This window comes from Phytohabitans sp. LJ34 (assembly GCF_052068095.1).
Lineage (GTDB): Bacteria > Actinomycetota > Actinomycetes > Mycobacteriales > Micromonosporaceae > Phytohabitans.
The window spans coordinates 40,522-64,020 of record NZ_JBQHDG010000029.1 but is presented as its reverse complement, the minus strand read 5'-3'; the positions used below and the strand labels follow the sequence as shown (position 1 = coordinate 64,020).

19 protein-coding genes and 1 pseudogene are annotated in these 23,499 nt (G+C 69.1%); 5 read left to right on the top strand and 15 right to left on the bottom strand.

Annotated features, from left to right (window positions below):
• Window positions 1-29: 29 nt before the first annotated feature.
• The 10 genes from ACTMTJ_RS38920 to ACTMTJ_RS38875 form a co-directional block, all read right to left on the bottom strand.
• On the bottom strand, window positions 30-1,265 hold the full coding sequence (locus ACTMTJ_RS38920; protein WP_441223760.1) for an FAD-dependent monooxygenase: 1,236 nt from the start codon (window positions 1,263-1,265) through the stop codon (window positions 30-32).
• On the bottom strand, window positions 1,262-2,656 hold the full coding sequence (locus ACTMTJ_RS38915) for an MFS transporter (RefSeq protein ID WP_441223759.1): 1,395 nt from the start codon (window positions 2,654-2,656) through the stop codon (window positions 1,262-1,264). Before ACTMTJ_RS38915 ends, ACTMTJ_RS38920 begins: the two co-directional genes overlap by 4 nt.
• An 18-nt stretch (window positions 2,657-2,674) precedes the next feature.
• Window positions 2,675-3,379 (bottom strand): YoaK family protein, encoded by a 705-nt coding sequence (locus tag ACTMTJ_RS38910; RefSeq protein ID WP_441223758.1) that lies wholly within the window; start codon window positions 3,377-3,379, stop codon window positions 2,675-2,677.
• Window positions 3,380-3,393: 14 nt separating this feature from the next.
• Window positions 3,394-5,181 (bottom strand): gamma-glutamyltransferase family protein, encoded by a 1,788-nt coding sequence (locus tag ACTMTJ_RS38905; protein WP_441223757.1) that lies wholly within the window; start codon window positions 5,179-5,181, stop codon window positions 3,394-3,396.
• Between the two features lie 19 nt (window positions 5,182-5,200).
• Window positions 5,201-6,313 carry a DUF3500 domain-containing protein gene (locus ACTMTJ_RS38900; protein ID WP_441223756.1) on the bottom strand — a complete coding sequence of 371 codons (1,113 nt, stop codon included), beginning with the start codon at window positions 6,311-6,313 and terminating at the stop codon, window positions 5,201-5,203.
• 282 nt (window positions 6,314-6,595) lie between these two features.
• Complete coding sequence (locus ACTMTJ_RS38895) at window positions 6,596-7,213, bottom strand: TetR/AcrR family transcriptional regulator (RefSeq protein ID WP_441223755.1); 618 nt, start codon at window positions 7,211-7,213, stop codon at window positions 6,596-6,598.
• Window positions 7,214-7,236: 23 nt separating this feature from the next.
• Window positions 7,237-8,379 (bottom strand): pyridoxal phosphate-dependent aminotransferase, encoded by a 1,143-nt coding sequence (locus ACTMTJ_RS38890; RefSeq protein ID WP_441223824.1) that lies wholly within the window; start codon window positions 8,377-8,379, stop codon window positions 7,237-7,239.
• 5 nt (window positions 8,380-8,384) lie between these two features.
• Complete coding sequence (locus ACTMTJ_RS38885; protein WP_441223754.1) at window positions 8,385-9,044, bottom strand: hypothetical protein; 660 nt, start codon at window positions 9,042-9,044, stop codon at window positions 8,385-8,387.
• Between the two features lie 317 nt (window positions 9,045-9,361).
• Window positions 9,362-11,614 (bottom strand): FtsX-like permease family protein, encoded by a 2,253-nt coding sequence (locus tag ACTMTJ_RS38880; RefSeq protein ID WP_441223753.1) that lies wholly within the window; start codon window positions 11,612-11,614, stop codon window positions 9,362-9,364.
• The gene (locus tag ACTMTJ_RS38875; RefSeq protein ID WP_441223752.1) at window positions 11,614-12,411 is read right to left on the bottom strand and encodes an ABC transporter ATP-binding protein; all 798 of its coding nucleotides are present in this window, start codon (window positions 12,409-12,411) and stop codon (window positions 11,614-11,616) included. The genes ACTMTJ_RS38880 and ACTMTJ_RS38875 overlap by 1 nt, the downstream gene beginning before the upstream one ends.
• 201 nt (window positions 12,412-12,612) lie before the next feature.
• Here ACTMTJ_RS38875 and ACTMTJ_RS38870 point away from each other — a divergent pair, with 201 nt between their 5' ends.
• From ACTMTJ_RS38870 to ACTMTJ_RS38855, 4 genes and pseudogenes are all read left to right on the top strand, one after another.
• Window positions 12,613-13,833, top strand: a complete 1,221-nt coding sequence (locus ACTMTJ_RS38870; RefSeq protein WP_441223751.1) for a sensor histidine kinase — start codon at window positions 12,613-12,615, stop codon at window positions 13,831-13,833.
• A complete protein-coding gene (locus ACTMTJ_RS38865; protein WP_441223750.1) occupies window positions 13,830-14,519 on the top strand; it encodes a response regulator transcription factor in 690 nt (229 codons plus the stop codon). Before ACTMTJ_RS38870 ends, ACTMTJ_RS38865 begins: the two co-directional genes overlap by 4 nt.
• A gap of 157 nt (window positions 14,520-14,676) precedes the next feature.
• A pseudogene (locus tag ACTMTJ_RS38860) lies at window positions 14,677-15,279 on the top strand (sugar isomerase domain-containing protein); the annotation flags it as partial.
• A 253-nt stretch (window positions 15,280-15,532) separates the two neighbouring features.
• Window positions 15,533-15,799: a hypothetical protein gene (locus ACTMTJ_RS38855; protein WP_441223749.1), complete on the top strand. Its 267-nt coding sequence runs from the start codon at window positions 15,533-15,535 to the stop codon at window positions 15,797-15,799.
• Between the two features lie 82 nt (window positions 15,800-15,881).
• On the opposite strand, the gene ACTMTJ_RS38850 is transcribed toward ACTMTJ_RS38855, so the two are convergent.
• The 3 genes from ACTMTJ_RS38850 to ACTMTJ_RS38840 are packed head-to-tail and all read right to left on the bottom strand — an operon-like array spanning window position 15,882 to window position 19,960.
• The gene (locus tag ACTMTJ_RS38850; RefSeq protein ID WP_441223748.1) at window positions 15,882-16,568 is read right to left on the bottom strand and encodes a response regulator transcription factor; all 687 of its coding nucleotides are present in this window, start codon (window positions 16,566-16,568) and stop codon (window positions 15,882-15,884) included.
• Between the two features lie 17 nt (window positions 16,569-16,585).
• Window positions 16,586-17,767 carry a sensor histidine kinase gene (locus ACTMTJ_RS38845; protein WP_441223747.1) on the bottom strand — a complete coding sequence of 394 codons (1,182 nt, stop codon included), beginning with the start codon at window positions 17,765-17,767 and terminating at the stop codon, window positions 16,586-16,588.
• Window positions 17,768-17,800: 33 nt separating this feature from the next.
• A complete protein-coding gene (locus ACTMTJ_RS38840) occupies window positions 17,801-19,960 on the bottom strand; it encodes an MMPL family transporter (RefSeq protein WP_441223746.1) in 2,160 nt (719 codons plus the stop codon).
• A 416-nt stretch (window positions 19,961-20,376) separates the two neighbouring features.
• Here ACTMTJ_RS38840 and ACTMTJ_RS38835 point away from each other — a divergent pair, with 416 nt between their 5' ends.
• Complete coding sequence (locus ACTMTJ_RS38835; protein ID WP_441223745.1) at window positions 20,377-21,825, top strand: serine hydrolase; 1,449 nt, start codon at window positions 20,377-20,379, stop codon at window positions 21,823-21,825.
• Here ACTMTJ_RS38835 and ACTMTJ_RS38830 read toward each other — a convergent pair.
• Both ACTMTJ_RS38830 and ACTMTJ_RS38825 read right to left on the bottom strand, forming a co-directional pair.
• A complete protein-coding gene (locus ACTMTJ_RS38830) occupies window positions 21,822-22,877 on the bottom strand; it encodes an MFS transporter (protein ID WP_441223744.1) in 1,056 nt (351 codons plus the stop codon). The two genes, ACTMTJ_RS38835 and ACTMTJ_RS38830, sit on opposite strands and share 4 nt — an antisense overlap.
• The gene (locus tag ACTMTJ_RS38825) at window positions 22,799-23,410 is read right to left on the bottom strand and encodes a sigma factor (protein ID WP_441223823.1); all 612 of its coding nucleotides are present in this window, start codon (window positions 23,408-23,410) and stop codon (window positions 22,799-22,801) included. The genes ACTMTJ_RS38830 and ACTMTJ_RS38825 overlap by 79 nt, the downstream gene beginning before the upstream one ends.
• Between the last annotated feature and the right edge of the window lie 89 nt (window positions 23,411-23,499).

Below are 23,499 nucleotides of genomic sequence, written 5' to 3'. Positions count from 1 at the left end.
CTCGGTGGCGATGCCATGGCGCCCGCCCGCTAGGAGCTCGAGCCGAGCATCCGGGATCCTGTGTACGTTCTGGCCGTGAATTCGGGCAGGGTGAGGGCCGAGTGGGCCGGTCGTCCGGTCGCGGGGGGCATGGCGCTGAGCTTGCGCAGCCTGTTGTTGCGCTGCTCCAGTTCCTGGGCGGTGGTCGGGAAGAGTGTGGCACCGCCCTTGCCGGCCAGCCCCTGGTTCATGGTCACGAAGTCACGGGTGTTGTCTTCGTAGGCGGCGAAGCCCGTGGCGTGGTCCCGGTCGGCCAGGTGACCGGCGAGCATGTACGCGCCGACGAGCGCGAGGCTGGTGCCCTGTCCGGTGAGGAACGAGGGCGCGTACGCGGCGTCGCCCACCAGCGCGACCCTGCCGCTGGACCAGTGGGGCATGTGGATCTGGCTGACTCCGTCGAAGAACAGGTCGTCCGCGTCGTGCATGGCGGCCAGCATGCCTGGGATCTCCCATCCGGCGTCGGCGAAGACCGTGGCGAGCAGTTTCCGCTGGGCGTCCGGGTTCGAGAACGCGTGGAACGGCGGTTCCGGCTGGGCGACGTTCAGGAAGGCGTGCACGTCGTCGTTGTCCCCCACGGCGTAGAGTGCCGCGGCTCTGCCTGGGGTGTTCCACATCACGGTCTCGTGGGAGAGCCCGAAGGTGTTGCGCATGGTGAACACGGCGAAGCAGTAGCCGAGGTACCGGTGGAACTGCTCTTCGGGGCCGAACAACAACTCCCGGGTACGTGAGTGCACGCCGTCGGCGCCGAATACCATGTCGAACGTGCGCCGGCTGCCTCCGCGAAAGCTGACGTCGACGCCGTGGCCGGTCTGGTCGAGGGTGTCGATGGAGTCGTTGAACAAGAACTCCACGTCGTCACGGACCGCCGTGTAAAGAGCGTCGGTCAGGTCCCCGCGCCGCACCTCCAGGTCCCGTCCCTCGACACCGCCGGTGACGGCGTGCGGTTTGAGCGAGACCACCTCGCTGCCGTCGCTGTTGAGGAAGGTCAGCCGGCGCAGGTCGATGTGTGCGTCTCGCAGCCGCGGGAGGATCCCCATCCGCTGGACGACCTCGAGCGCGGTGCCGCGCACGTCGATGGGATAACCGCCGCCGCGAAGTGTGCCCGCCTTCTCTACCACCGTGACCGCGTATCCGTAGCGGTTGAGCCAGAACGCGAGGGTGGGTCCCGCGATGCTGGCCCCGGATATGAGGACCTTGCGCCTCGGCGCGGTACGGGTACCCGTCATTGCTTGACTCCTTTGTTCATGGAACGGGTGACAACCAGGGACAGCGCCGTGACGACGCTCGCGATGACGAAGGCGGCGACGTAGGCGGATTCGGCCGGGACGTCCGATCCATTGGGGGTGCCGGCTGTGAGGACGGCGCCGCCGATCTGTGCGCCGGTGGCGAAGCCGAGCACGCGGATCACCAGGACCAGGCTCGTGGCGGTACCGGTGGTGCCATGGTCGACGGAGGTGGCGGTCTTGATGACCAGCGCCGTGATGCAGGCGCCATTGGCGAGGCTGATCAGCGCCTTGCCGACGATGAGGTGCCAGACCTCGGTGTGGACGAACGCCATGCCGATCAGGCTGGCCGTCATGACGGCGATGCCGGCGGCGACCACGGCGGTCGAGCCGAAACGCCGCGCCGCGAGCCCGCCCAGCGGCCCGCTGATCGCCGCCATCGCGGCGGCGGGCAACAGGTACCGCCCGATGTCGGTGGAACTGGCCCCGAAGCCGTACCCGTCGCCGGACACCGCGAGCAGCTGCGGAACGAGATAGATCGACAGCGCGGCACCTACGCAAAGGGCGTATGTGAGCACATAGGATCGCCAGATCGCGGGCGTGGCGAGCAGGCGAAGGTCGAACATCGGCGAGGCCGCACGGCGTTCGACGGCTATCCATCCGGTCACGAAGGCGGCCAGAAGCACGACGGCGACGACGAGCAGGAGTGGCTGGGAGGGCATGTCGGGCGCCGTGGCGAGCGCGAACATGAGCGTGAGCACGATGCCGCTCAGGAGGGCCACGCCGGGCCAGTCGATCCGAGCGTCCGACCGGGTCGGCTGATCGTCCGGCAACAGCCTGTGGACGAACACGGTGGCCACGACGACCGCGAACGTCGGTATCGCGAACATCCAGTGCCGGGACAGCCCTTCCGCGATGGGTCCGGCGATCAGCGTCCCCAGCATGCCGCCGCCCACGAAGAAGCCGCTGACCATGCCGATGGCCACCGGAGACTCTTCCGCTGGGAGGAGCTTGCGGATCAGGATGAACGAGAGTGGCATCGCGCCCACCATCGCGCCTTCCAGGACCTGCCCGAGCAGCAGCACCGGCAGGTTCGGCGCCAGCGAGGACACCAGGCCGCCGGCCGAGACCACGACCATCAGCCAGATCATGACCCGTTTACCGCCGTGACGGTCACCAAGGACGCCTGCGATGGGCGCGGTAAGAGCACCGGTGACGAGCATCGCGATGCTCAGTAGTGCCCCCTGGGCGGGGCTGATCGACAGTTCGCGCTGCAACAGCGGGAGTGTCGGTGACACCACCGACTCCAGGGTTCCGATGGCGCCAGCCAGGATGCTGACGGCCCCGACAGCGGACCTTCCGATGCGGAGCGGGGGAGCCAGAGGCGCGGTCATGGACGTCCCTACCTTTCCTCAGGGGCTGATCGCGATTGGAGACATGGCCGATGCGGTCGTGGCTGCCGCCCCGCGGTCGGTGGAGCGAGCGGAGGCGTGGCCGAGGCCGGTCACCGCCAGCACGACGAGCGCTGCCGCTACTACCGCGAGACCTTCGTGCACCTGGCACAGCGCCGCGCCGGTGACCGCGCCGATGGCGATGAGCGTGACGGCCGCGCCTCGACGCAACGCCGCTTGACCGCGGGCCGCTCCCAGCCGGGAGTCGGCCGCGAGGCCGGTCAGCACGGAGGTGACGACCACCGTCGTGACGTCCTTCACGCCCAGGTGGCGGGCCGTCGCCGCCTGTACGCCCATGGCCAGGGCGAGCGACGACGTCATCGACGCGCGGGCGGTAGGGGCTCCCACCCCGGTCACGGCCATGCTGAGCGCCGTGGCGGCCAGAACCAGTCCGACGCCGCCCAGCAGGACCGTGCACCGGGGGCTCCAGTTCGGCGCGGCGGTGCGCAGCACCCGCCCGGCAACGGCTGCGCCGACGAGAAAGGACACCAGCGCCACGACCGGACCGAGGACCGGCAGCCCCGTCCTGCCTGTGGCCGCCATGCCGAGGATGACCACGTTGCCGGTCATGTTGCCCCCGAACACGTTGTCCAGGCGCAGGTACCCGACAGCGTCCACGACGCCCGTCGCGAAGGTAAGGGCGAGCATCAGCCCCAGAGGCGTCACGCGCTGTCGCACGCTCACCGCCCCGCCGCGTAACCCTGTGCACCGCGCGGGTTCGCCGCCGCCTGGAGGACGCCGCTGTCCGGATCACGTGTGACGACTGACAGCCGGCCCTGGCTCCACGGTCCGGAGACGGTCACGTCGTGGCCACGTTCGCGCAACTCGTCGACGACGGCCCCGCCCGCTCGTTCCTCGACCACCAATCCGCCGGGCGTCCAGGTCCGCGGCCAGAACGAACTCGGTACCGAGGTGGTGTGGAACGCGGGTGCGTCGATCGCCTCCTGCGGATCCAGCCCGAGGGCGAGCGTGCGCACCAGGTAGATCAGTTGCCATTGGTCTTGCTGGTCACCCCCCGGTGTGCCGAGCGCGGCCACGGGCCGGCCGTCGCGCAGCAGCAAGGTCGGAGACAGCGTCGTGCGGGGCCGCCGTCCCGGCGCCAGGCGTGACGGGGCGGCCGGGTCCAGCCATGTCATCTGGAGCCGTGTGCCGAGCGCGAAACCGAGTTCCGGCACGGCGGGGGAGGACTGGAGCCACCCTCCCGACGGTGTGGCGGAGATGATGTTTCCCCAGCGGTCCACGACGTCGATGTGGCAGGTGTCGCCCCGGGTCTGCCCGGTCTGTTGCACGGTGGGTTCTCCCACGCCGTCGGCCCGAACCGCGTGCTGATCGGTGACCAGCGGTGGTGTGTACGGTGTGACGCCGATGTCACCGGGCCTGAACGCGGTCGACGCGACCGGGCCGATCAGGCCGGCACGCTCCTTGCCGTACCGCGGGGACAGCAGGCGGCGCACCACGGCCTGCGCATCCGCCGGATCCAGGTCTCCGTAGAACGCCTCCCGGTCGGCCATGGCCAGCTTCAAAGCCTCGGTGATGGTGTGTATGCCCCCGGCGGTCGACGGATCGATCTGTTCGTCGTCGAAGTGGTCGAGCATGGACAGGGCCTCCAGCAGCACGGGACCCTGGGACCACAAGCCCGCCTTCGCCACCGTGATCCCCCGGAACTCCGCGGTGAGCGCGGGCTCGACGGACGGAAGGAAGTCGGCGAAGTCGGCGGCGGTGACCACTCCGGCGTGGTCCCCGCCCGAGGAATGTCGATGCGGCGTCGCCGCGAACTTCGCCACGGCGGCCGCCACGAACCCGGTTCGCCAGGCGCGCCGCGCGGATTCGATCCGGGCTGTCCTCGTCTCGCCGGCGCCGCTGGTGCTCAGCCGGCGCAGGGTCTGGGCGTAGGCGGGGTTGCCGAGGGTCGCATTCGGTTGCGGGACTTGTCCTCCGGGCATCCACAGCGCGTACGACGTCGGCCAGTGCGTCCGGAAGAGATCCTCGACCGTGGCCAGGACGCGTGCCAACTGGGGTACGACCGGAACTCCGTGCTCCGCATAGTCGATCGCGTAGGCCAGGACGTCGGTGAGCTCCCAGGTGCCGAACTCGGCGAGCAGCCAGAGCCAGGAGTCGACGGCGCCCGGGACGGCGGCGGCCAGGGCGCCCGCGCCCGGGACGTGGTCCAGCCCTTCGGCCCGGAAGTGCTCGATCGTGGCTCCCCGCGGGGCATGGCCTTGCCCCGCCAGCACGAGCGGAGACGATCCCGCCGCGGTCGCGAACACGGCGACGAGGTCACCGCCCGGCCCGTTGAGATGGGGTTCGGCCACGTGCAGCACGAAGGCGCCGGCCGTCGCCGCGTCGAACGCGTTTCCGCCCCGCTCCAGCACGGACTGGGCCGTCGCGGAGGCCAGCCAGTGCGTCGACGCGCACATGCCAAAGGATCCCCGCAGCGTGGGACGCGTCTTGTGGGCTGGAGCGTCCATGTCTGTCACGTCCCGTTTCTCATCGCGGGTGGTGGGCGGCGTGATGGGCGGCGAGGACGTCGCCGCCGAAGTCGGTCTCCGGGTCCCGCCACACGGCGTGGGCGTGGTTGACGCCGCGGTGGATGTTGGTCCACTCGACGAGCAGCCGCGGGCCTTGCAGGCGGTAGTAGTGCGGCTCTCCCGCCGCGGTGGAGCCGGCCCAGGCGAGGTGCACGGCGTCCAGCGCCGCCGGGTCGTCGTAGCGGGGCAGCGGGGAAACCCCGGCCGGTACGCGGTCGAGGTAGGTGCCGAGCAGGGCCCGCAGCAGCTCCCGCTGCGCGGCGTCGAGTTCGGCGCCCGGCACGCCCTTGGGCATCGGGGTCAGGGCCACCGCCCGCTGGTCCGTACCGTCGAGGCCGGTGGCCGGGTCCTCGGCACGGTCCGGGGTGTGCTGGCCGGGGCGCCAGAGCTCGCGGCGCTTCACCACGCGGTCGTGGATCCGGGTGCTGTTGCCCGCCACGATGTCGTTCGGAGCGCGTGCCAGCAGCACCGCGCGGGCGGCGAGCTCGGGGCGCAGTGAGCGAACCAGCTCGCGGGCCAGCTCCTCGGCCGACCCCAGCGGGCGCAGCGTCGCGCCGCCCAGCAGCGGCGACACGGCCGGGTCCGCGCCCAGGAAGCACGGCGTGGTGGCGGCGACGCGCCCGTCCACCACGAGGTTGTTGAGCGAGACGTGGTGGCCGCCGAACCGCCATCCCCACGGTCGCCGCCCGCCGGGCTCGCCGAAGACCCGCAGGTAGTACATGCCGGGGTCGCGGGTGCGTTCCCGCCCCCAGTTCACCGAGAAGCTCTCGACGCGGTCGAGCACGTTTTCCAGGCCGAGCACGGTGGCGACGGTGGTGTACCCGGCCTCGGACAGTCCGCTCGCGACCAGCCGCATCACCAGCCGATGCTGGGCAGGACGCTGTTGGTGAAAGGTGAGCCCGCCGTGATCGGTGGGCGTGTAGAACCAGCGGGTGCGCTCGGCCTCGGCCACACCGTCGGCGCCCGGCGCCGGACCGACCGCCACCGTGCGCTGGTCCGCGTCCAGGGAGTCCAGCCACGCCTGGGCGGCCTCGGCCATACGGCTCCCGACCTCGCCAGCGGCGTCAGTCATTGTGGCGGACCTGCATCGGTCGCGGGCACGCCCTTGTAGTCGATGCGTGCGTCGCGCCGGGTTCGCGCTCAACCTGCTGCCTTACCACTGCTACCCCTGTCGAGAAATAGCGAGAGACATCCCTGACTTGAGAGGATCTTATCACATAAGAGGTGCCGGGAAAGGCCGCGCTCGCCACCGCTGAGTAACCGGATCAGCAGCAAGTGCGCCGCGCACGGAACAGCCGCGCACCGCCGGAGCCCGGCGCCGAGTTCGTCGGGTCGGCGCCTGCGCCCGGGACGATCAGCCGGCCCGGGCCCATCCACGCAGCGCGCCGCCGTAGGCCTCGGTCAGCCGCGTGATGACCTCGGGGCGGGACAGGTCCGTCTCCTGTAGCAGATCCTGGATTTCCCGCGGGTCGAACATCATGTTGGCGAGGAACACGGCGTACTCGATCATCTTGTCCGGGAGGCCGATGTCGTCGAGCAGCCCCTCCACCGGCCTGCTCCAGGCATCCCGCACCGCGACCATGATCTCGTTCCCATCATGGAGCCGCTCCAGATAACCTCGCCTGGATCGGAGCTGCACCAATGCCGGCCCGTGCTCGGCAAGCAGGTCCACCCATTTGTTCACGACGGAATCGAACAGCGGTCGCCCTTCCGCGGTCGATGCCGCACTGAAATCGCGGAGCTCCTCGACGACGCTGAGCACATAAGCCGCGAGCACCTCGTCCAGCGAGGAGTAGTAGCGGTAGGCGGTAGCTGGGCCGACCTCCGCGCGGGACGCGACGGCCTGCATGGTGAGCTGATCGGGCGCCTCCCGGGCAAGCTCGCCGACGGCCTTGAGGAGGCGCCGACGGTTGCGGCGGGTGTCACTGCGTGGCTGGCGCCCGCCGCGCCGGGAGGCCTGCTGATCGGTCATGGCCCCTCCGCCCTCGCCGAACCTCATTGGATTCTCTCATCGCCGAGATGACGGACGATGCGGGCCAGGCCGGTCCGCAGCTCCTCCTCAGAGGCCGCGAACGAGATCCGGACGTGCCCCTCGCCCGAGGGCCCGTACTCGGCGCCGGCCCGCACCATCACCTCCCGCTCGGCGAGCTCGCGAACGACCGCCTCGGAGGGCAGGTCGGCGTCGTAGCGAAGGAACCCGTAGAACGCTCCCTCCGGCGGAACCAGGTGCAGCCCGGGAATGCCGGACAGGTGGGCGACCACGAGCTCGCGACGCTGCCGGTACCTGTCGACCATGGCATCAACGACGCTGTCCGGCAGATCAAGAGCAGCAAGGGCCGCGTGCTGGACCGCCGTATTCAACGAGCCGTTGTAGGTCCGGTGCGCGTGCGCCACCGCGTCCACCACCGCACGCGGCCCGGTCAGGTACCCAACGCGCCAGCCGGTCATCGCGTAGGTCTTGGAGAACGTCTGCACGTACACCGTCCGATCGCGCAGCGATTCGATCTCCAACGCCGAGGTGAACACATGCCCCGGATAGACCAGCCGGTGGTACGCCTCATCGCTGACGACCAGGGTGTCGGAGCCGTCGAGCAGCTTCCCGAGGGCCTCGAGCTCCTCCTCGCGGTGCACGATGCCGGTCGGGTTCGACGGATTCGAGAACATCATCATCGCCGCCCCGGGAAGCGCGGCGGCCAACGCGTCGAGGTCCCAATGCAGGTCCGGGGCGAGCGGGACGAAGTCCACCGTCCCCCCGGCGAAAACGACCAGATCGGCGTAGAGCGAGTAGGCGGGCTCCGGAATGACGACACGGTCGCCGGGGTCGATCATCGCGAGCACGGTGGCCGCCAGCGCGGCAGTCGCGCCGTGCGTCACCACGACGTCCTCCGCGGTCCACGTCCGGCCCGGATGCGCCGGCAGCCTGGACGCCAACGCGGCGCGCAGCTCCGGCAGGCCCTTCTGGTCGGCGTAGTGCGTGTCTCCCCTGCGCAAGGCCGCCGCGGCGGCCTCGATCACCGGTGACGGTGTCGGGAAGTCCGGCTCGCCCATGGCAAGGGAGACAGCCCCCGGCGGTGCCGGGCCAAGGGCCGGGCGCCGCGAGCAGCGGCGCAGCTCCTCCATCCGGAGGGCGGGCACCATGGTGGTCACAGGGCCACCGCCGCACGGCCGGCGCGCGCGGCAAGGATGCGCTGCCGGAGCGCCTCCTCCTTCTCGCCGATCCCGTCGACCGCCTCCACGACCTCCATCACGCGGTGCCGTGGAACGACGACGACGCCGTCGGAATCACCGACAAGAACGTCACCTGCTGCCACCACCACGCCGCCGACCGCCACCGGCGCACCGATGGTGCCGGGCCCGTCCTTGAAAGGTCCGGCGGGGGTGACCGCACGCGCGTAGACGGCCAGGCCCAGCTCGGACAGCGCCTGGACGTCGCGGACGGCACCGTCGACCACCGCGCCGACGACCCCGGCATTCACCATGATCTCACCGATGAGGTCCCCGATCAGCGCACGGGTCATGTCCCCGTGCCCGTTGACCACCAGGACATCGCCCGGTCGGGCCTCGTCGAGCGCCCGGTGGATGGCCAGGTTGTCACCCGACCGCACGTCCACCGTCAGCGCGTTTCCAAGTAGCGCGGCGCGCTCGGTGAACAGCCGGATGCCGCCGTCCATGACGGTCATCCGCTGCAACGCGTCGCCGACGTTGGCCGCCGGCACCTGCCCCAGACGGCGAGTCTTCGCCACCGCCATGCGATCCCAGCTCGGAGCGATGAACAGCCTGTCCGTCGCCGCAACAATGAACACCGTGGGTTCCGTTCTCAAATAAGAGAGTCATCTCAGATAGGAGAACCATAGCCCACGAGGCGTCCGGCTACAACGACCCGAGCTGCCCGAGCTGCTCAACGCGCGGAGGGAGTCAGCCCGGAGCGGCCTCAACGGAGCGGCAGAAACCGCGAAGTAGGTCCGGATGGCCCACCTCGATGACCTCCGGACCTCCTCTGCGACTCACATCGGATTGGAAATAGGGCGTGAGTGGGATAGACCCGCAGCGGACCGAAGGCCGCTCCCTGCATCGCCGCGCCCGCAGCGTGAGGCTCTCAAAAGGCCGAGGTGTGCCGAGGCTATTCGATGGCGAGCGCCGCCTCGGCCGGCCGGCCACGCGTCGCCCGCCACGCGGGCAGGAGCATGGCTCCGAGCGTCAGCAGGACGGCGAGTGCGGCCGTCGAAACATAGATCCACGGGGAGCCAGCGGGTACGACCGAGTCGAGGCGCTTGAGGCTGACCGGCACCAGGACTCCGATCACGGCAACCGTGCCGAGCGCGATGCCGCTGGCGGCCAGGATCGCGCCCTCCAGGCCGACCATCCGCAGCACCTGGCCTCGAGTCGAGCCCGCGAGCCGCTGCAACCCGAACTCCCGCCGCCTCGCCGCTGTGCTCGACGCCAGAGTGTTGATCACCGTGATCGCCGCGTACCCGGCGATCATGAGGACCATGATGTAGATCGCGAAGTTGGCGGTCTGCTTCTGGTCGTCATGCTCCCTCAACAGGACGTCGCGTCCGGTGACGGCCAGTCCCTTCTCGGCGGAGGTCACCTCGGTCAGGTCCGCCACCAGCTGCTCGGGGTCGGTGTTCGGGCCAGATCTGACCAGGATGCGTGTCGGGTATCCCTCGGTGGTGTGGGCGGCCAGGGTGTCGGCGGGGAGCAACAGGGTGTCGTAGTCGTCCGGAGCGGAGAACAGCGCGGCCACCCGTACGTCGAGAGCGGTGTTGTCGCCCATCCGCAGCCTGATCGTGTCGCCGACATCGACGCCCAGCGTGTCGGCGTGCTGGTCCTCGATCGCGATCGTGTCGTCGTGCAGGTCGGCGATGCTGCCCGCGGTGACCTGGACCGGCGTGGTGGCGTCGGCGCCCTCGGCGGTGACGCCCTGAAGGGTCCAGCCCTCGTTCATCGGAGAGCTGTCCTTCGGACTCTCGATGAAGCCGACACTGTCGACGTACGCCGAGGCGCCGGCGACGCTCGGCAGGTCGTCGATCCGTTCCACCAGGTCTGCGTCGAAGCGGTCCTGAGTGGTCACCACGGCGTCGGCGACCAGGTTGTCGGCGAAGCTGCGCCGATCAGCCTGGTCGTTGGTCGCCTGTAGGTACAGGATGCCGGTCGACACTGCGGTCAGCAGGATGACCGGCCCCATCACGGCCGCCATCCGGCCGCTGCGGCCGCGTGCGTTGAGCACGGCGAGTTGGCCGGTCACCCCACCCAAGGCGCGCACGGGCCACTGCACGGCGAAGGTTGTGACCTTGGTCAGCACGGGTGCCAGCGAGGCGAACCCGATGGCGAGGAGGATCACGGCAGGTGCGGCGGTGGCCGGCGTGAGCGGTCCACTCATCACGGCGATGGTCACGATGGTCATGGCCAGCCCACCGCCGAGGAAGATCACCGCCAGCAGCAAGCGCCCGGCGCCGATCAGCCTGCCTTCGACGGAGACCTCCGTGAGCGCCTGGGTCGGCTTGACGCGCGACGCCCTTCTGCCGGCGCCCAAGGCACCGGCCAAGGCCGCGAGGATCGCCACCGCCATGGCGGCCGCGGTCGGGATCCAGCCTTGATGGAAGACCACGCCCTCCGCGGCGATCCCGCGCTCGGCCAGTTGGTCGAACACGAGCTCGCCCAGGAACTGGCCCGGGAGGTAGGCCAGTGCGGTGGCGAGCAGGGACAGCAGCAGCGTCTCGCGAAGGATGAGCCGGCGCAGTTGACGAGGTGTCGCTCCCACGGCTCGCAGCAACGCCAGGTCCTGCTGGCGCTGGGCGATCGCGAGGGCGAGCATGGAAGCCACCCCGAAGATCGAGACCAGGATCGCGTAGGCGGTGAGGACTCCGGCCAGGGCCATCACCGTGACGCCGCTCGCCTTGGCCTCGCGCAGTTCGGCCTGCCCGCGTTCGTCACCGACCAGGGTGATGGTCCCGCGGTCCAACTCGGCGTCGATCCGCTCCCGGAGCTCGCCGATGTCCACTCCCGGCTTGGCGATCACACCGATCGCGTCGACCGTACCCGCCGGCGGGTCACCCTCGAAGACGAAGCTTTCGGTCTTTCGCACACCGGGCAGCGCCGCGATCGTGTCGGCCAGCCCCGCGTCGATCCGGACCCGCTCGGGCAGGATCGGCGGTTCGTCAGGGTCGCCGCCGGAGTCGTGGTATTCCTGGTCGCCGGCGACGACGACGTCGGCCGAGGCCATCTGGCGCGGCGGCACAGCCGTGCGGATGCCGGTCTCGATCAGGCCGCCACAAGCCATCATGATGGCCGCTGCGATGAACATGGCGAGAAAGGCCGCCACGAACATGCCCGCGCGAAACCGCAGGGTGCGCAACGCGAACGCCAGCATCAGCGCTGCCCTCCCCGGCTCGTCGCCAACCGCGGGAGCGGGCCTTCGTCGGCGAAAGCACCCAGGTGGGTCATCCGGTCGGCCACGGACTGAGGAGTCGGCGCGTCCAGCTCACCAGCCAGCCGCCCGTCGGCGAGGAACAGGACGCGATCGGCGTACGAAGCCGCGACCGGATCGTGGGTCACCATCACGATCGTCTGGCCGGCCGCCTGTGACGCGTGCCGCAGCAGCGCGAGAATGTCACGCGCGGTCCTTGTGTCCAGCGCGCCAGTCGGCTCGTCGGCGAAGATGACGGCGGGTTCGCTGACCAACGCCCGAGCGATGGCGACCCGCTGCTGCTGCCCACCGGACAGCTCCGCCGGACGGTGGTTGCTCCGCTGGGCCAGGCCAACCTGCTCCAGGACGGTCGAGACCCGGCCCCGGGCCGGTTTGCGGCCGGCGAGCCGCAGCGGCAACGTCACGTTCTGCCGCACGGTGAGGACCGGCAGCAGGTTGAACGCCTGGAAGACGAAGCCGATCCGGTCTCGGCGCAGCTTCGTCAACTCGGTCTCGTTCATCTCGCTGAGCTCGTGCTCCTCGATCCGAACCGAACCCGACGTCGGCTGATCGAGCCCGGCCGCGCATTGCAGCAGGGTGCTCTTGCCGGAGCCCGAGGGCCCCATGATCGCTGTGAACGTTCCTCGGCCGAACCGCGTCGTCACGCCATCGAGCGCGACCACCTGGTTGTCGCGCCTCCCGTAGACCTTGCGGACGGCCGTCAGCCGCACCGCGTCGGTGATGTCTCCGGTGTCCTTCAACGTTTCTTCCCCGCCGCTTTGCCGTCCGACCCGGTGCCGGACGATTCACTCACCAACCCTGTCGTCCACCGCGGTGCCGCACATCGTTTGCCGAAACCGTCTTCGCCTGGTGCACGCGGACCAGCCCCAAACTGCTTCTAGTGCAGACGCACTACACGCGTACGCAGCCGGTACGGGGTGACCGTCCCGTACCCTGGCCGTGTGCTGCGTCGGTCAATGTCGAGGGCGTGGTGGTGGCGGGAGGCAGCGGTCGTCGCGGTAGCGTTCGCGCTCTGCCTGCTCGGAGGTTTGCTGCACGACGACGACACGTTGGCGCCGCCACCGGCGCCGACCTACCTCATCGCCGCGGTGTCGTCGGCGATGCTCCCAGCGCGGCACCGCGCGCCCATAGCCACCACCATGGCCACCACCGTGTGCGGCATGCTCGTCGCGCCGTTGGGCCTGTTGCCCAGCCCACTCATCGTGGCCCCCGCACTCATCAGCGCCTACTCGCTCGCCGTACGCCGCGAACTGCGGGTAGCGGCTGCGGTCCTGCTCCCATCGGCTGCGCTGCTGGTCGCCTTCACCCCCTTCTTCGAGACCGACTTCTCGTGGGAGGACACAAGTAGGCTGGTAACCGTGGCCGCGTCGCCGCTCGTGGCCGCCGTATTCGGCCGCTCGGCGCAGCACCGGCGGGCCTACCTGGCGCTCATGGAGGAGCGGGCGCGTCGGGCCGAGGAACGTCGGGACAGCGAGGCCCGCCGGAAGGTGGCCGAGGAACGGGTCCGCATCGCACGCGAGCTGCACGACCTGGTGGCCCATCAGATCACCCTGGCCAACGCGCAGGCCGCCGTCGCCGCCCACCTCTTCGACACCCGCCCGGAGCAGACCCGCGTCAGCCTCGAGGAACTGGTCAAGACCACCCGCCAGGCGCTCGACGACCTGCGGGCCACCGTCGGTCTGCTGCGCCAGCCCGACGACACATCCGCACCCACCGATCCGGCGCCCGGGCTGTCACAGGTCCCCACCCTGCTGAGGGCGTTCCGCCGCGCAGGCTTGGAGGTGTCGATGAACGAGGACGGCACAGCCAGGCCGCTACCACCGGCAGTGGACCTGACTGCCTACCGCATCATCCAAGAGGCCCTGACCAACGTGACCAAGCACGCTCCCACCAGTAGCGCCCAGGTGCGCCTCGCCTGGCACCGCGACCACGTGACCGTCACCGTCACCGACGACGGCAAGGGCTCTCCCACGCCGGAGCGCCCACCTGGCTACGGTCTGATCGGCATGCGTGAACGAGCAACCGCGGTCGGCGGAACCCTCACGGCTGGCGCGCGCATCCAGGGAGGCTTCCTCGTCTCCGCCCACCTGCCTCTTCCAGCTGCCGAGAACACAGCACGGAGGACTGACGGAGCACCAGCAGAGGCCAGGGATACGCTGTGACGCTCCGAGTGATCCTCGCCGACGACCAGGCGTTGCTACGCGGTGCTTTCCGCACTCTCCTCGACAGCGCCGACGACATCGCCGTGGTCGGCGAGGCAAGCGACGGCAGGGAGGCGGTGGCCCTGACCCGCGAGTTACGTCCCGACGTGGTGGTCATGGACATCCGGATGCCCGACATGGACGGCCTCACCGCCACCTTGGAGATCTGCGCCGATCCGGATCTGCGTGCCACCCGCGTACTGATCCTCACCACCTACGAGACCGACGAGTACGTCGCACAGGCCCTACGCGCAGGGGCCAGCGGCTTCATCGGCAAGGGAATCGAGGCCCAAGAGCTACTGAACGCCGTGCGTACGATCGCCGACGGCGACACCCTCCTGTCCCCGGCCGCGACCCGCTCCTTGGTGGCCCGCTTCCTCGCCACGCCGGTCGACACCACACCACGCCATCCCGAACAACTCGCCGCACTAACCCCGCGCGAACGCGAAATGGTCGCTCTTGTCGCGACCGGTCTGTCCAACATGGAGATCGCCGACCGGATGTATCTCAGCCCTTTCACCGTCCGCGCCCACGTGCAGCGCGCCATGACCAAACTGGAGGCACGCGACCGCGCCCAACTCGTCGTCATCGCCTACCAGACCGGTCTTGCCCGCGCCGACCCCAACGGCAGCACCAACCAGGTGTGACGGCCAAACGAGGAGCCAGTGAAGCGCCACGCAACACCCTCAGTTGCGCCAACAGCCAACCCTCCGACTCGATCGGCGTAAGACGCGACGTACACCCGAAAGAGAAGCGGGCTGGTGGCCGTTCCGGCCCAGCGAAGCCTAGTCAGCTTTCGGCACCGGGCACTCCGAGGCGGTCGCCCTGGAAGTCGCCGGCCGCGCGGGCGGCCTCGTGCCCACCAACAAGCTCGCGCTCCGCGACCTGGTGATCCTCGGCGGCGCCGCGCCCGAAAGCGTGGACACATACGCCGAACGGGATCCGGACACCGCGCGACGCGTATTCGAACTGCACGACATCGGCCCGTCGGACGCGTTCGTCATCGCCTCGAACTCCGGCGGCAACGGATCGACCGTCGAGATGGCAAGGCTTGCCCAGGAGAACCAACTGCCCGTCATCGCCATCACCTCGCTAGAGCATTCACGTGCGATCAGCTCGCGGCATCCTTCCGGGAAACGACTCTTCGAGATCGCGGACATCGTCATCGACAACCGAGCGCCTTACGGGGATGCCGTACTCGAGACAGAGCACGGCCCGGTCTGCGCGGTCTCGTCGATCACCTCGGCCATGGCCGTGCAGATGATGGTCGCCCACGCCATCGACCGGCTCATCGCCCGCGGGTTTCCGCCACCCATATACCTGTCCGCCAACATCGCCGGCTCGGACGAGCACAACCAGCGGCTGGAAGCCCGCTACAAGGGCCGCATCAACCGGAGCGCCCTGTGAGCATCGAACCATCGATCGCGGTGTTCTGGCCGCCACCGCCGGAGGAAACCACCGTCCAGCGGTACCAGGAGATCGCGGACCTCGGGCGCCAACCTGGTGATCACCGGCAACTGACCGGGCCGTACGAGGACTACGTCGGCGAGTTCGTCGACACCGTCGACCCCAGGGTGCTCTCACGCCGGTCGCCCACCAGCTGCGCGATCTGCGGTCCGTCCACGTCGGACACATCGACCAGGTGCCACGGGGCGCGGACGTGTTCCGCCCGGATTCGTGGATCCGCTCCATTGAGGGCTCCGCCATCGCCGGCACTTTCACCGGCACCGGTCCGGATCGGCAGCTGTTCGTCTGCAACGCGAGCCATCGAGACGCCAGCACGGTCATCGTTAGGCTGGACCGCGAAGCTTGCACGGCCGACAGGTTCGACCCGCGGATCCAGACCTACCAGCCGATCGCCGGCCCCGACGTCGTGCTGTCACTGCCGCCCGCCGCGGGCAGCCTTCTCCGGCTGCGGTCGGCGTAGCCCGGCCAGGGCGTCGGTGCGTGGCCGCCGCCGGCTTCGAGAAGCTGTCTGGGGCTTGCGAGCGCCTGGCTCAGTGGTGATGTCAGTCGTTGAAGGATGGCCGCTCGGGGCGGACCAGGCCGGTTTGGTAGGCGATGACCACGAGCTGAGTGCGGTCGCGAACGTGCAGTTTGGTCATGGCTCGCTGGATGTGAGTGCGGACGGTCAGCGGGCTGACCACGAGGTACCGCGCGATCTCGGCGTTGGATCTGCCCTGGGCGGCCAGGCTCATGACCTCGCGCTCCCGTGCGGTCAGTGCCTTCAGCTCCTCGATCGCTCGCGGGAGGGCATCCATCGGCGCGGTAGCGAGAAATCGGCTGATCAGGGCGCGGGTAGCGGTCGGGGAAAGCAGGGCGTCGCCGGCCGCGACGGTACGAATGCCGTCAAGCAGCGCGTCGGCCGAGACGTCCTTGCCGAGAAACCCGCTGGCGCCGGCGCGTAGGGCCTGAGCCACGTACTCGTCGGTCTCGAATGTGGTGAGGATGAGCACCCGCGTGTGGGAAAGGCTCGGGTCGGTACAGATCGTGGTGGTTGCGGTGAGGCCGTTGACTCGAGGCATGCGGATGTCCATGAGTACGACGGTGGGTTTGTGGGTCCTGGCCAACGCGACTGCCTCGTCGCCGTCGGCGGCTTCGCCTACGACCTCCATGTCAGGGGTGGCCTCGATAAGCATCCGGAAAGTCGCGCGCAAGAGCATTTGGTCGTCGGCGAGAAGGATGCGGATGGTCACGGATCGCCCTTCGATCGTCAGCGCAGGATCGGCAGCTCGGTGGCGACGGTGAAGCCCCCGTCGGGCTGAGGCCCCGCGTGGAACCGGCCGCCCACGGACTGGACCCGCTCTCGCATACCGACGATCCCGTAGCCGCCGCCGGCCGGCTGTGAAGCGGTGGACTTGGCTGGCCCAGCGCCGTTGGCGATGATTATGGTCAGCCGATCGTCGCCGTAGGCGAGCCACACCGCGGCGGTACTCGTGCTGGCGTGCTTGGCCACGTTGGTGAGTGCCTCCTGCACAATGCGGTACGCGGTCAGATCCACGCCCTCGGACAGCTGCCGTTGCTCGCCCTCGATGGTGATCTCGACGTCGAGCCCGGCCGAAGCGAACGTGGCAGTGAGGTCGGACAACTGTGCGAGGCCGGGCGCCGGCTCGAGTGGGGAGCTGACGTCATCGGGCTGGCGTAGTAGACCGACGGTGGCTTTGAGTTCGCGCAGCGCGGCGGAAGTCGTGCCAGTCAGCTCGGTAAGGATCCGTTCCACCCGATGTGGATGCTCGCGCGCGAGGTAGGCCGCCGTGCTGGCTTGGGCGTTGGCAAGCGCCAAGTGGTGGGCAACGACGTCGTGCAGCTCCCTGGCGATGCGCACCCGCTCCTCGGCAACCCGGTAGCGGGCCTCTTCTTCACGGTTGCGCTCGGCGTACTCCGCGCGCGCGGTAACGGCGGCAAGGTTTTCCTGGCGCAGCCGGGCGGACTCGGCCAGGACGACCGGCAGCAGGAAGAAAACGACAGGGTTCAGGATGGTGAGGAGCAACGGGTAGCCGTGCCGGTCGCCGGCCAATGCGGCCACGACGACCGCCACCGTGGCCACCAGGTAGTACCTGTGGGTGGTCCGGCCGGGCAGGCGTAGGGCCAACTCGTAGAGGGCGATCATGACGGGAGCCAGGAGTACCGGGGTAACCAGATAGCCGAACCCGCCCCCGGCGGCGGCGCAGGCCGCGGTGACCGCCACCACGATACGGGGGTGGCTTCGTCGCCACAGCAGCGGCAGTGAGCTGGCGAGCGCGAGCGGTATCGCGGACCGCCAGCTCAGGTTGTCGGTCGCGGACAGGTTGCTGTTGAGCGCGAAAGGGCCGGACGCGGCACAGAGCAACAGCGCGATCACCGCTACGTCGACGACCCGCGGATGGTCCTTGAGATACCGACGCCACCTAGTCACCGGTAATCCCTATCAGCGTGACGGCCACCATGATCAGCGTACCGCGCCGGACACCTCGGCAGCCGGGGATGGCTCGATCTCATTGGGCTCGATGTGTACACGGGGCAGCCAGTTCAGCGAACGGGGCAGCCGCCAGTTTCGATCGCCGAGGATGTACATCGTCGCCGGGACGAGGATAAAGCGGATCAGGAAGGCGTCGAGCGCGACCGCCACGGCCAGCCCGAAGCCAATCTCCTGGAGAAAGCGCTGCCCACCCAGCAAGAAGGAACAGAAGACCGCGATCATGATGACCGCCGCGCCGGTGATGATGCCGCTGACCCGCCCCATCCCGTCATGCACCGCTCGGTCGTTGTCGTGATGTGTGTTCCATTCCTCTTGGATACGGCTGAGCAGAAACACCTGGTAGTCGGTGGACAAGCCGAAGACGATAGCGAACATCATCACCGGCAACGCGAAATGAACCGGGCCGCCGGATAGACCCGTCCAGCCAAACTGGAACACCACAATGACAGCGCCGAGCGCTGCGCCTATGGACAACAGATTCATGACGGCGGCCGTGAGCGGGATAGCCACTGAGCGAAACACAATCAGTAGCACAAGGAACCCGATGGCGACGACGACCGCGATGAACGGCACGAGTCGGCTACCAAGCAGGGACGCGAGATCGACGAAGGTGGCAGTGGACCCACCGACGTGCACGGCGACGTGCGTGCCGGCGGTGGCCTGAGGGATGGTCGTGTCACGAAGCCTGTGGACAAGGTCCGTGGTCTCCTCGCTCTGCGGAGAAGTCAGCGGGTAGACCTGGAGGACGGCGGCAGTGCCTGTAGGGCTCATGCGCGGCGGACTCACCGAGCCGACCGCGGGGTCCGACTCGACGGCATCCGCGAGGCGTTGAAGCACGGCGGTGTCGGATGCGGCCGGCAACGTCGCGGCGAGCACGAGCGGGCCGTTGAAGCCTGGTCCGAACCCCTCGGCGAGCAAGGTGTAGGCCTTGTGGGTCGTCGTGTCGGGCGGGTTTGCGCTGGCATCGGAGCTGCCCAGCCGCATGGTGATGACCGGCAACGTGAGGACCCCCAGTACCAGGATCATCGCTATGGCGAGCGGCCACCTTCTGCGCCGCAGGAAGTTGGTCCAGCCCTCGAGTCGAGGAGAAGGCGTCGTGGATCCGGCCGGACGTCGGCCGGGAACCCGAAAACTGTTGATCCGCGGCCCAAGGAGGGAAAGGACAGCAGGAAGCAGCGTGAGCGCGGCGGCCATGGTAAACGCGACTTCCACCGCGGACGTGATGGCGATCCCGTTGGTAATGCCGACGCCCAGCAGCAACATGCCCAACAGGGCAAGCACCACAAGCGCCCCAGCGAACAACACCGCTCGCCCCGAGGTGTTCACCGCCCCGGCTGCCGCCTCTTTCGGGTCACGACCCTCCGCCAGGAGGCCACGGAACCGCGACACGACAAACAGCGAGTAGTCAACGCCTACGCCCAGGGCGATCATCAAGGCGATAGCCTCGGTAGCGGTATTGATGTCGATGACATGGCTGATGAGGGCGTTGACACTGATGCCCGCGGCGATCGCCACCAACGCGGTGAGAATCGGCATCAGCATCGCGGTCACCGATCCGAACAGCACCAGCAGCACCAGCGCTGCGACGCCGAGCCCGACTCCCGTGGCCAGCCCTGGCCCCTGCGACTCGGTCTGTTGGACCGCCTGCCCTCCCAGCTCCACCTGCACTGTGGAAGTACGCGCGGCCTGCGCGGTGCTGATCACCGCGGTGATGGCTTCTTCGGGTAGGTCATTGGCTTGCGCGTCGAAGGTGACGGTGGCAAACGCCGTCTTCCCGTCCTTCGAAATGGCCTGCCCGTTTGACGCGTAGGGATCCGTCACGGTGACGACGTGCGGAAGCTGCTCCACGCGCGCGAACATCGACCGCATTCGGCTCTGGACGGCAGCGTCTGTCACACGTCCCGTCTCGGTATGGAAGACGATCTGATCACTGTCCCCGGCGGCACGCGGAAACTCCTTCTCCAGCACCATCCGCGCGTCCTGCGAGTCGCGGCCCGAGAAACCGAAGCTGTTCTTGTGGACCGCGCCACCGGCCAGCTGTGACAGCACCACCAGCCCTGCGAGCAGCATCAGCCAGGCCCCGATCACCCACCACCGGTGACGCACCGACCACCGCGCGAATGCCTGCACCTCTAAACCCCCATATCCGAGGTCCGGAATCAGTCCCCCCAGAGTCACACCCCGGAACCGTCGCGTCGTCATGCGTTTGCAGGCACCTCGTACTGAAATCGCACTACTCCAGCCGCGGCCGGAGAGTGGTCGTGTGCCAACCACCTCGCCGCAAACCCAGACCTACCAGCCGATCGCCGGTCCCGGCGCCGTGCTGTCACTGCCGCCGGTCGCGGGCAGCCTCCTCCGGCTGCGGCCGACCTGACTCAGCCATGACGATCCCTCGTACACAGTGGACACTGATGGAGACGGGCGCCACCGACCAAAGGTTGCACAGAAAACAAGACTGAGTAATTGTCCACATTGTAGTCTCCCTCCCATTGATGGCGGCGTACGGTGCGACGCGACGACGTTGATCACAACGGGAAGGATTGACGATGCACGTACGCAAAGTCGGCCTGGTGGCGGCGGTCGCGGTCCTCGCCGTGGCGGCCGCCTCGGCTGGCGCTTCGGCGCAGGCGACGACGACTACGCCAGCGGCGAGCGGATCACGCGATGCCGTCGCCGTCGCCGAGTTTCTGCGGCAAACCTTGGACGGGCTAGCGTTCCAAGAGGTTGTCGACCTGGCGCCGCCCGCGACCGCGCAAGGCAAGGCGCTGAATGCCGACGTCGACACCGACGCGACCACACCTGAGCAGCGTGCGCAGCAGTACGCCGCGGTGGCCGCCGCCGCGCAGCCGATCGTCCAACAGCCGCAGATCGACGCGTCGGTGCTCGAACTGGATGACGCCGGGCGCATCGTGTCGTCGGGGACCGTCCTGATGAGCCCGCAGTATCCGCATGGTGTCGTGGTGCCGGTCGATGCCAATCACCACACCACGGCCGTGCGCTACCGCCAGTGGGACACCGCCGGCTGGTACGCCAACCAGGGGCAGGGCACGATCGACGTAGTGCCGGGCAGGGAGTCCGCGCCGCTCGATTTCATGTCGCCGTATCCGGCGTCGGTGCTCAAGCTGATGGTGAACTTCGGGATTCTGCGTCTGGTCGACCAGGGCGTCGTCGGATTGGACGACACGTACAGCTACCAGCCGGAGACCGTCAGCCCGCTGTGCGGGCCAGCCAGCAGCAACACCATCCGCGCGTACGTCGACGCCTCCCTGACCGCGTCCTCCAACGCCGCGACCTGCGCGCTGATCAAGCTGCTGTGGGACCACAACGCGATGGACGGGCTCAACCAGGCGTTCCAGGATCTCGGTCTCGAGACGTTGCAACTGGTCGGCACCCGGCCGTCCAACGGCGGCAACTGGTCCAACGCCATCACGATGAGCTCACTGGACACCGCCAAACTGCTGGTGCTCGTCAACGGCGCCCGGGGGAGGCTGTGGACCACTCCCGCCGGCGTCCCGGTGACCGCCTCGTCGGCGCTCAGCGCCCCGTCACGCCAACTGTTCGCCGCCAAGCTCGGGCAGCAAGGCTGGAACTGGATGCTGTCGACCACGAACTACTGCGGTCGCGGATATCCGGCACCCGGTATCCCGCAGACCACGGCGAGCCGATGGATCGCCCCGGACGGCACCGTGACCGTGGACGGCAACCGGTTCGGGCAGGACGTGCGGCCCTGCAACAAGGCCGCCCAGGTGAGCTTCGCGCACAAGCCCGGCTGGACCAGCAACGCCGGCGCGGACGCCGGCATCGTGAAGTCACTGCCCGGCAAACCACACCGCAGCTACGTCATCACCGTGTTCTCCAACCTCGGTGACCGATACCAGGACCCCCAGCGCCCGGCTACGCCCACCGGCGTCGTCCCGGTCGAGTACACGCAGAAGTTCGCCCAACTCGGCGCGGCGATCGACCAATACGAGGTACGCCGCTGCGCCGCCCGCTAACCGCGTCGATCGGGGTCGGGCGGCCCGGGGTTCGAAACCCTGGGCCGTCCGCCCATCCGCGGATCTCGGACGGTCCGGGCCGCGTACGTGACCGCCACCAGCAGCGGGATGATGCCTGCCAACGTCCACGTGAGCCCGACGGCGTCGGCGACCCAGCCGATCACCGCCGGGGCGATCAGAATGCCGGCATAGGTCATGCTGGTAAACCGCGCCACCATCGCCGCGGCACCAGCGTCGGCTCCGTGGTCGCGGTCCGCGCCGAGGCTGCCGACCACGCTGTACAGGACTGGCAAGCAGGTGGCCAAGCCCAAGCCCATCAACGCGAAGCCGACGATCGCCAGCACCACCCACGGGCTGACCACGACCACGGTCAGGCCGGCCGCGGCGACGCCGGCGCCGAGACGGAGCATGACCGACGCCGACGTCCGGGCCAGGATCGAGTCGCCGACCAGGCGGACCAAGGTCTGGCAGACGGCAAAGGCGGCGTAGCCAATGCCCGCCATACCCAGGGTCGCCCGCCGCTCGTGCAAGAACACGCCACTCCAGTTGGCGACAGCGGCCTCGGCGGTCAGCGCGATGGCGCCCATCGCGCCGAGCACGAGCACCGGCCTGCTCCAACCGGTCCGCCAGGTCAGACCTGTGTCCGGCCGCCCGCCCGCCGTCTCGCCGTCGGCGGCGTTCAGCAGAAACCGTCCGGTCACGACAACGAGTGGCACGAGCACCGCGGCGAGGATCGCATAGTGGACGCCGCGCGACAGTCCTATGTGGGCGGCACCCGCGCCGAGGAGCGCACCGCTGACGCTGCCGATACTCCAGGCGGCGTGACAGCCGTTCATAATGGGGCGCCCCAGAACCCGCTCGACCGTCACGGCATGGGCGTTGACGCTGACGTCCAGCAGCCCGACGACAGCACCGAGCATCAGCTGCACGGCAGCCAACGTCAAGACGTTGGGTGCGACACCCATGCCGACCATCAGCACCGGTTGCACGAGGGATGCCGCTCGCACGAGTGAGCGGCTGCCGAATCTGACCGTAAGGCCCCTGGCGGCCATCGGCTGTCGCGGCCACCCGCAGGGAGACCGGCTGCCCCGGCGCGGCGCCCGGCAGCGCGGCCGAGAACCGGTTGCCGGCCACCCTGCGCACCGGCGCCTCGGTCCAGGTGCTCCCGTCGTCCGTCGAGGTCCACGCCCGCAGGCCGGTGACCCGCTGCGGGGATGTGTCCCGTGCCTGGTGGACGGTGAAGGCGGTCGGGCCGCCGGCTGCCTGGTCTGCCGGTACGGCGTAGTCGACCGAGAGGAGCGGCACCGGCGTGGACCCGTTGCCGGAGGGTGGCGCCGACCGGAACGTCCACGCCGTACTGACCTTTGTGGAGCGTGCCGTTGACCAGCATCCGGCGCAGGTAGGCCTGCGGGTCGCCGCGCGCGGCGACCTTCCGCCAGCGCACGTACAGCTTCACCAGGCAGTCCTGGAGCAGCTCTTCCGCACGGAGGGGGTCGCCGGTCAGGAGCCGAGCCACCCGCAAGTGCTGGTCCCAGGCCGTGCGCACGAAGTCGGCGTAAGCGGCGTCGCTCGTCGGCGACGCCATCGCGTGATCACTCACACCCCTCACACGTGGCAGTGCCGCCAAGGGTTGTCCGCGCCGCGGATCAATTCAGCCGATGACGTGACGCTCGC

Coding starts and splice junctions, on each gene's coding strand:
- ACTMTJ_RS38920 (WP_441223760.1), bottom strand. CDS start 1,265: ATGACGGGTACCCGTACCGCGCCGAGGCGCAAGGTCCTCATATCCGGG.
- ACTMTJ_RS38915 (WP_441223759.1), bottom strand. CDS start 2,656: ATGACCGCGCCTCTGGCTCCCCCGCTCCGCATCGGAAGGTCCGCTGTC.
- ACTMTJ_RS38905 (WP_441223757.1), bottom strand. CDS start 5,181: ATGGACGCTCCAGCCCACAAGACGCGTCCCACGCTGCGGGGATCCTTT.
- ACTMTJ_RS38900 (WP_441223756.1), bottom strand. CDS start 6,313: ATGACTGACGCCGCTGGCGAGGTCGGGAGCCGTATGGCCGAGGCCGCC.
- ACTMTJ_RS38895 (WP_441223755.1), bottom strand. CDS start 7,213: ATGACCGATCAGCAGGCCTCCCGGCGCGGCGGGCGCCAGCCACGCAGT.
- ACTMTJ_RS38890 (WP_441223824.1), bottom strand. CDS start 8,379: ATGGTGCCCGCCCTCCGGATGGAGGAGCTGCGCCGCTGCTCGCGGCGC.
- ACTMTJ_RS38880 (WP_441223753.1), bottom strand. CDS start 11,614: ATGCTGGCGTTCGCGTTGCGCACCCTGCGGTTTCGCGCGGGCATGTTC.
- ACTMTJ_RS38835 (WP_441223745.1), top strand. CDS start 20,377: ATGCACGTACGCAAAGTCGGCCTGGTGGCGGCGGTCGCGGTCCTCGCC.
- ACTMTJ_RS38830 (WP_441223744.1), bottom strand. CDS start 22,877: ATGGCCGCCAGGGGCCTTACGGTCAGATTCGGCAGCCGCTCACTCGTG.
- ACTMTJ_RS38825 (WP_441223823.1), bottom strand. CDS start 23,410: ATGGCGTCGCCGACGAGCGACGCCGCTTACGCCGACTTCGTGCGCACG.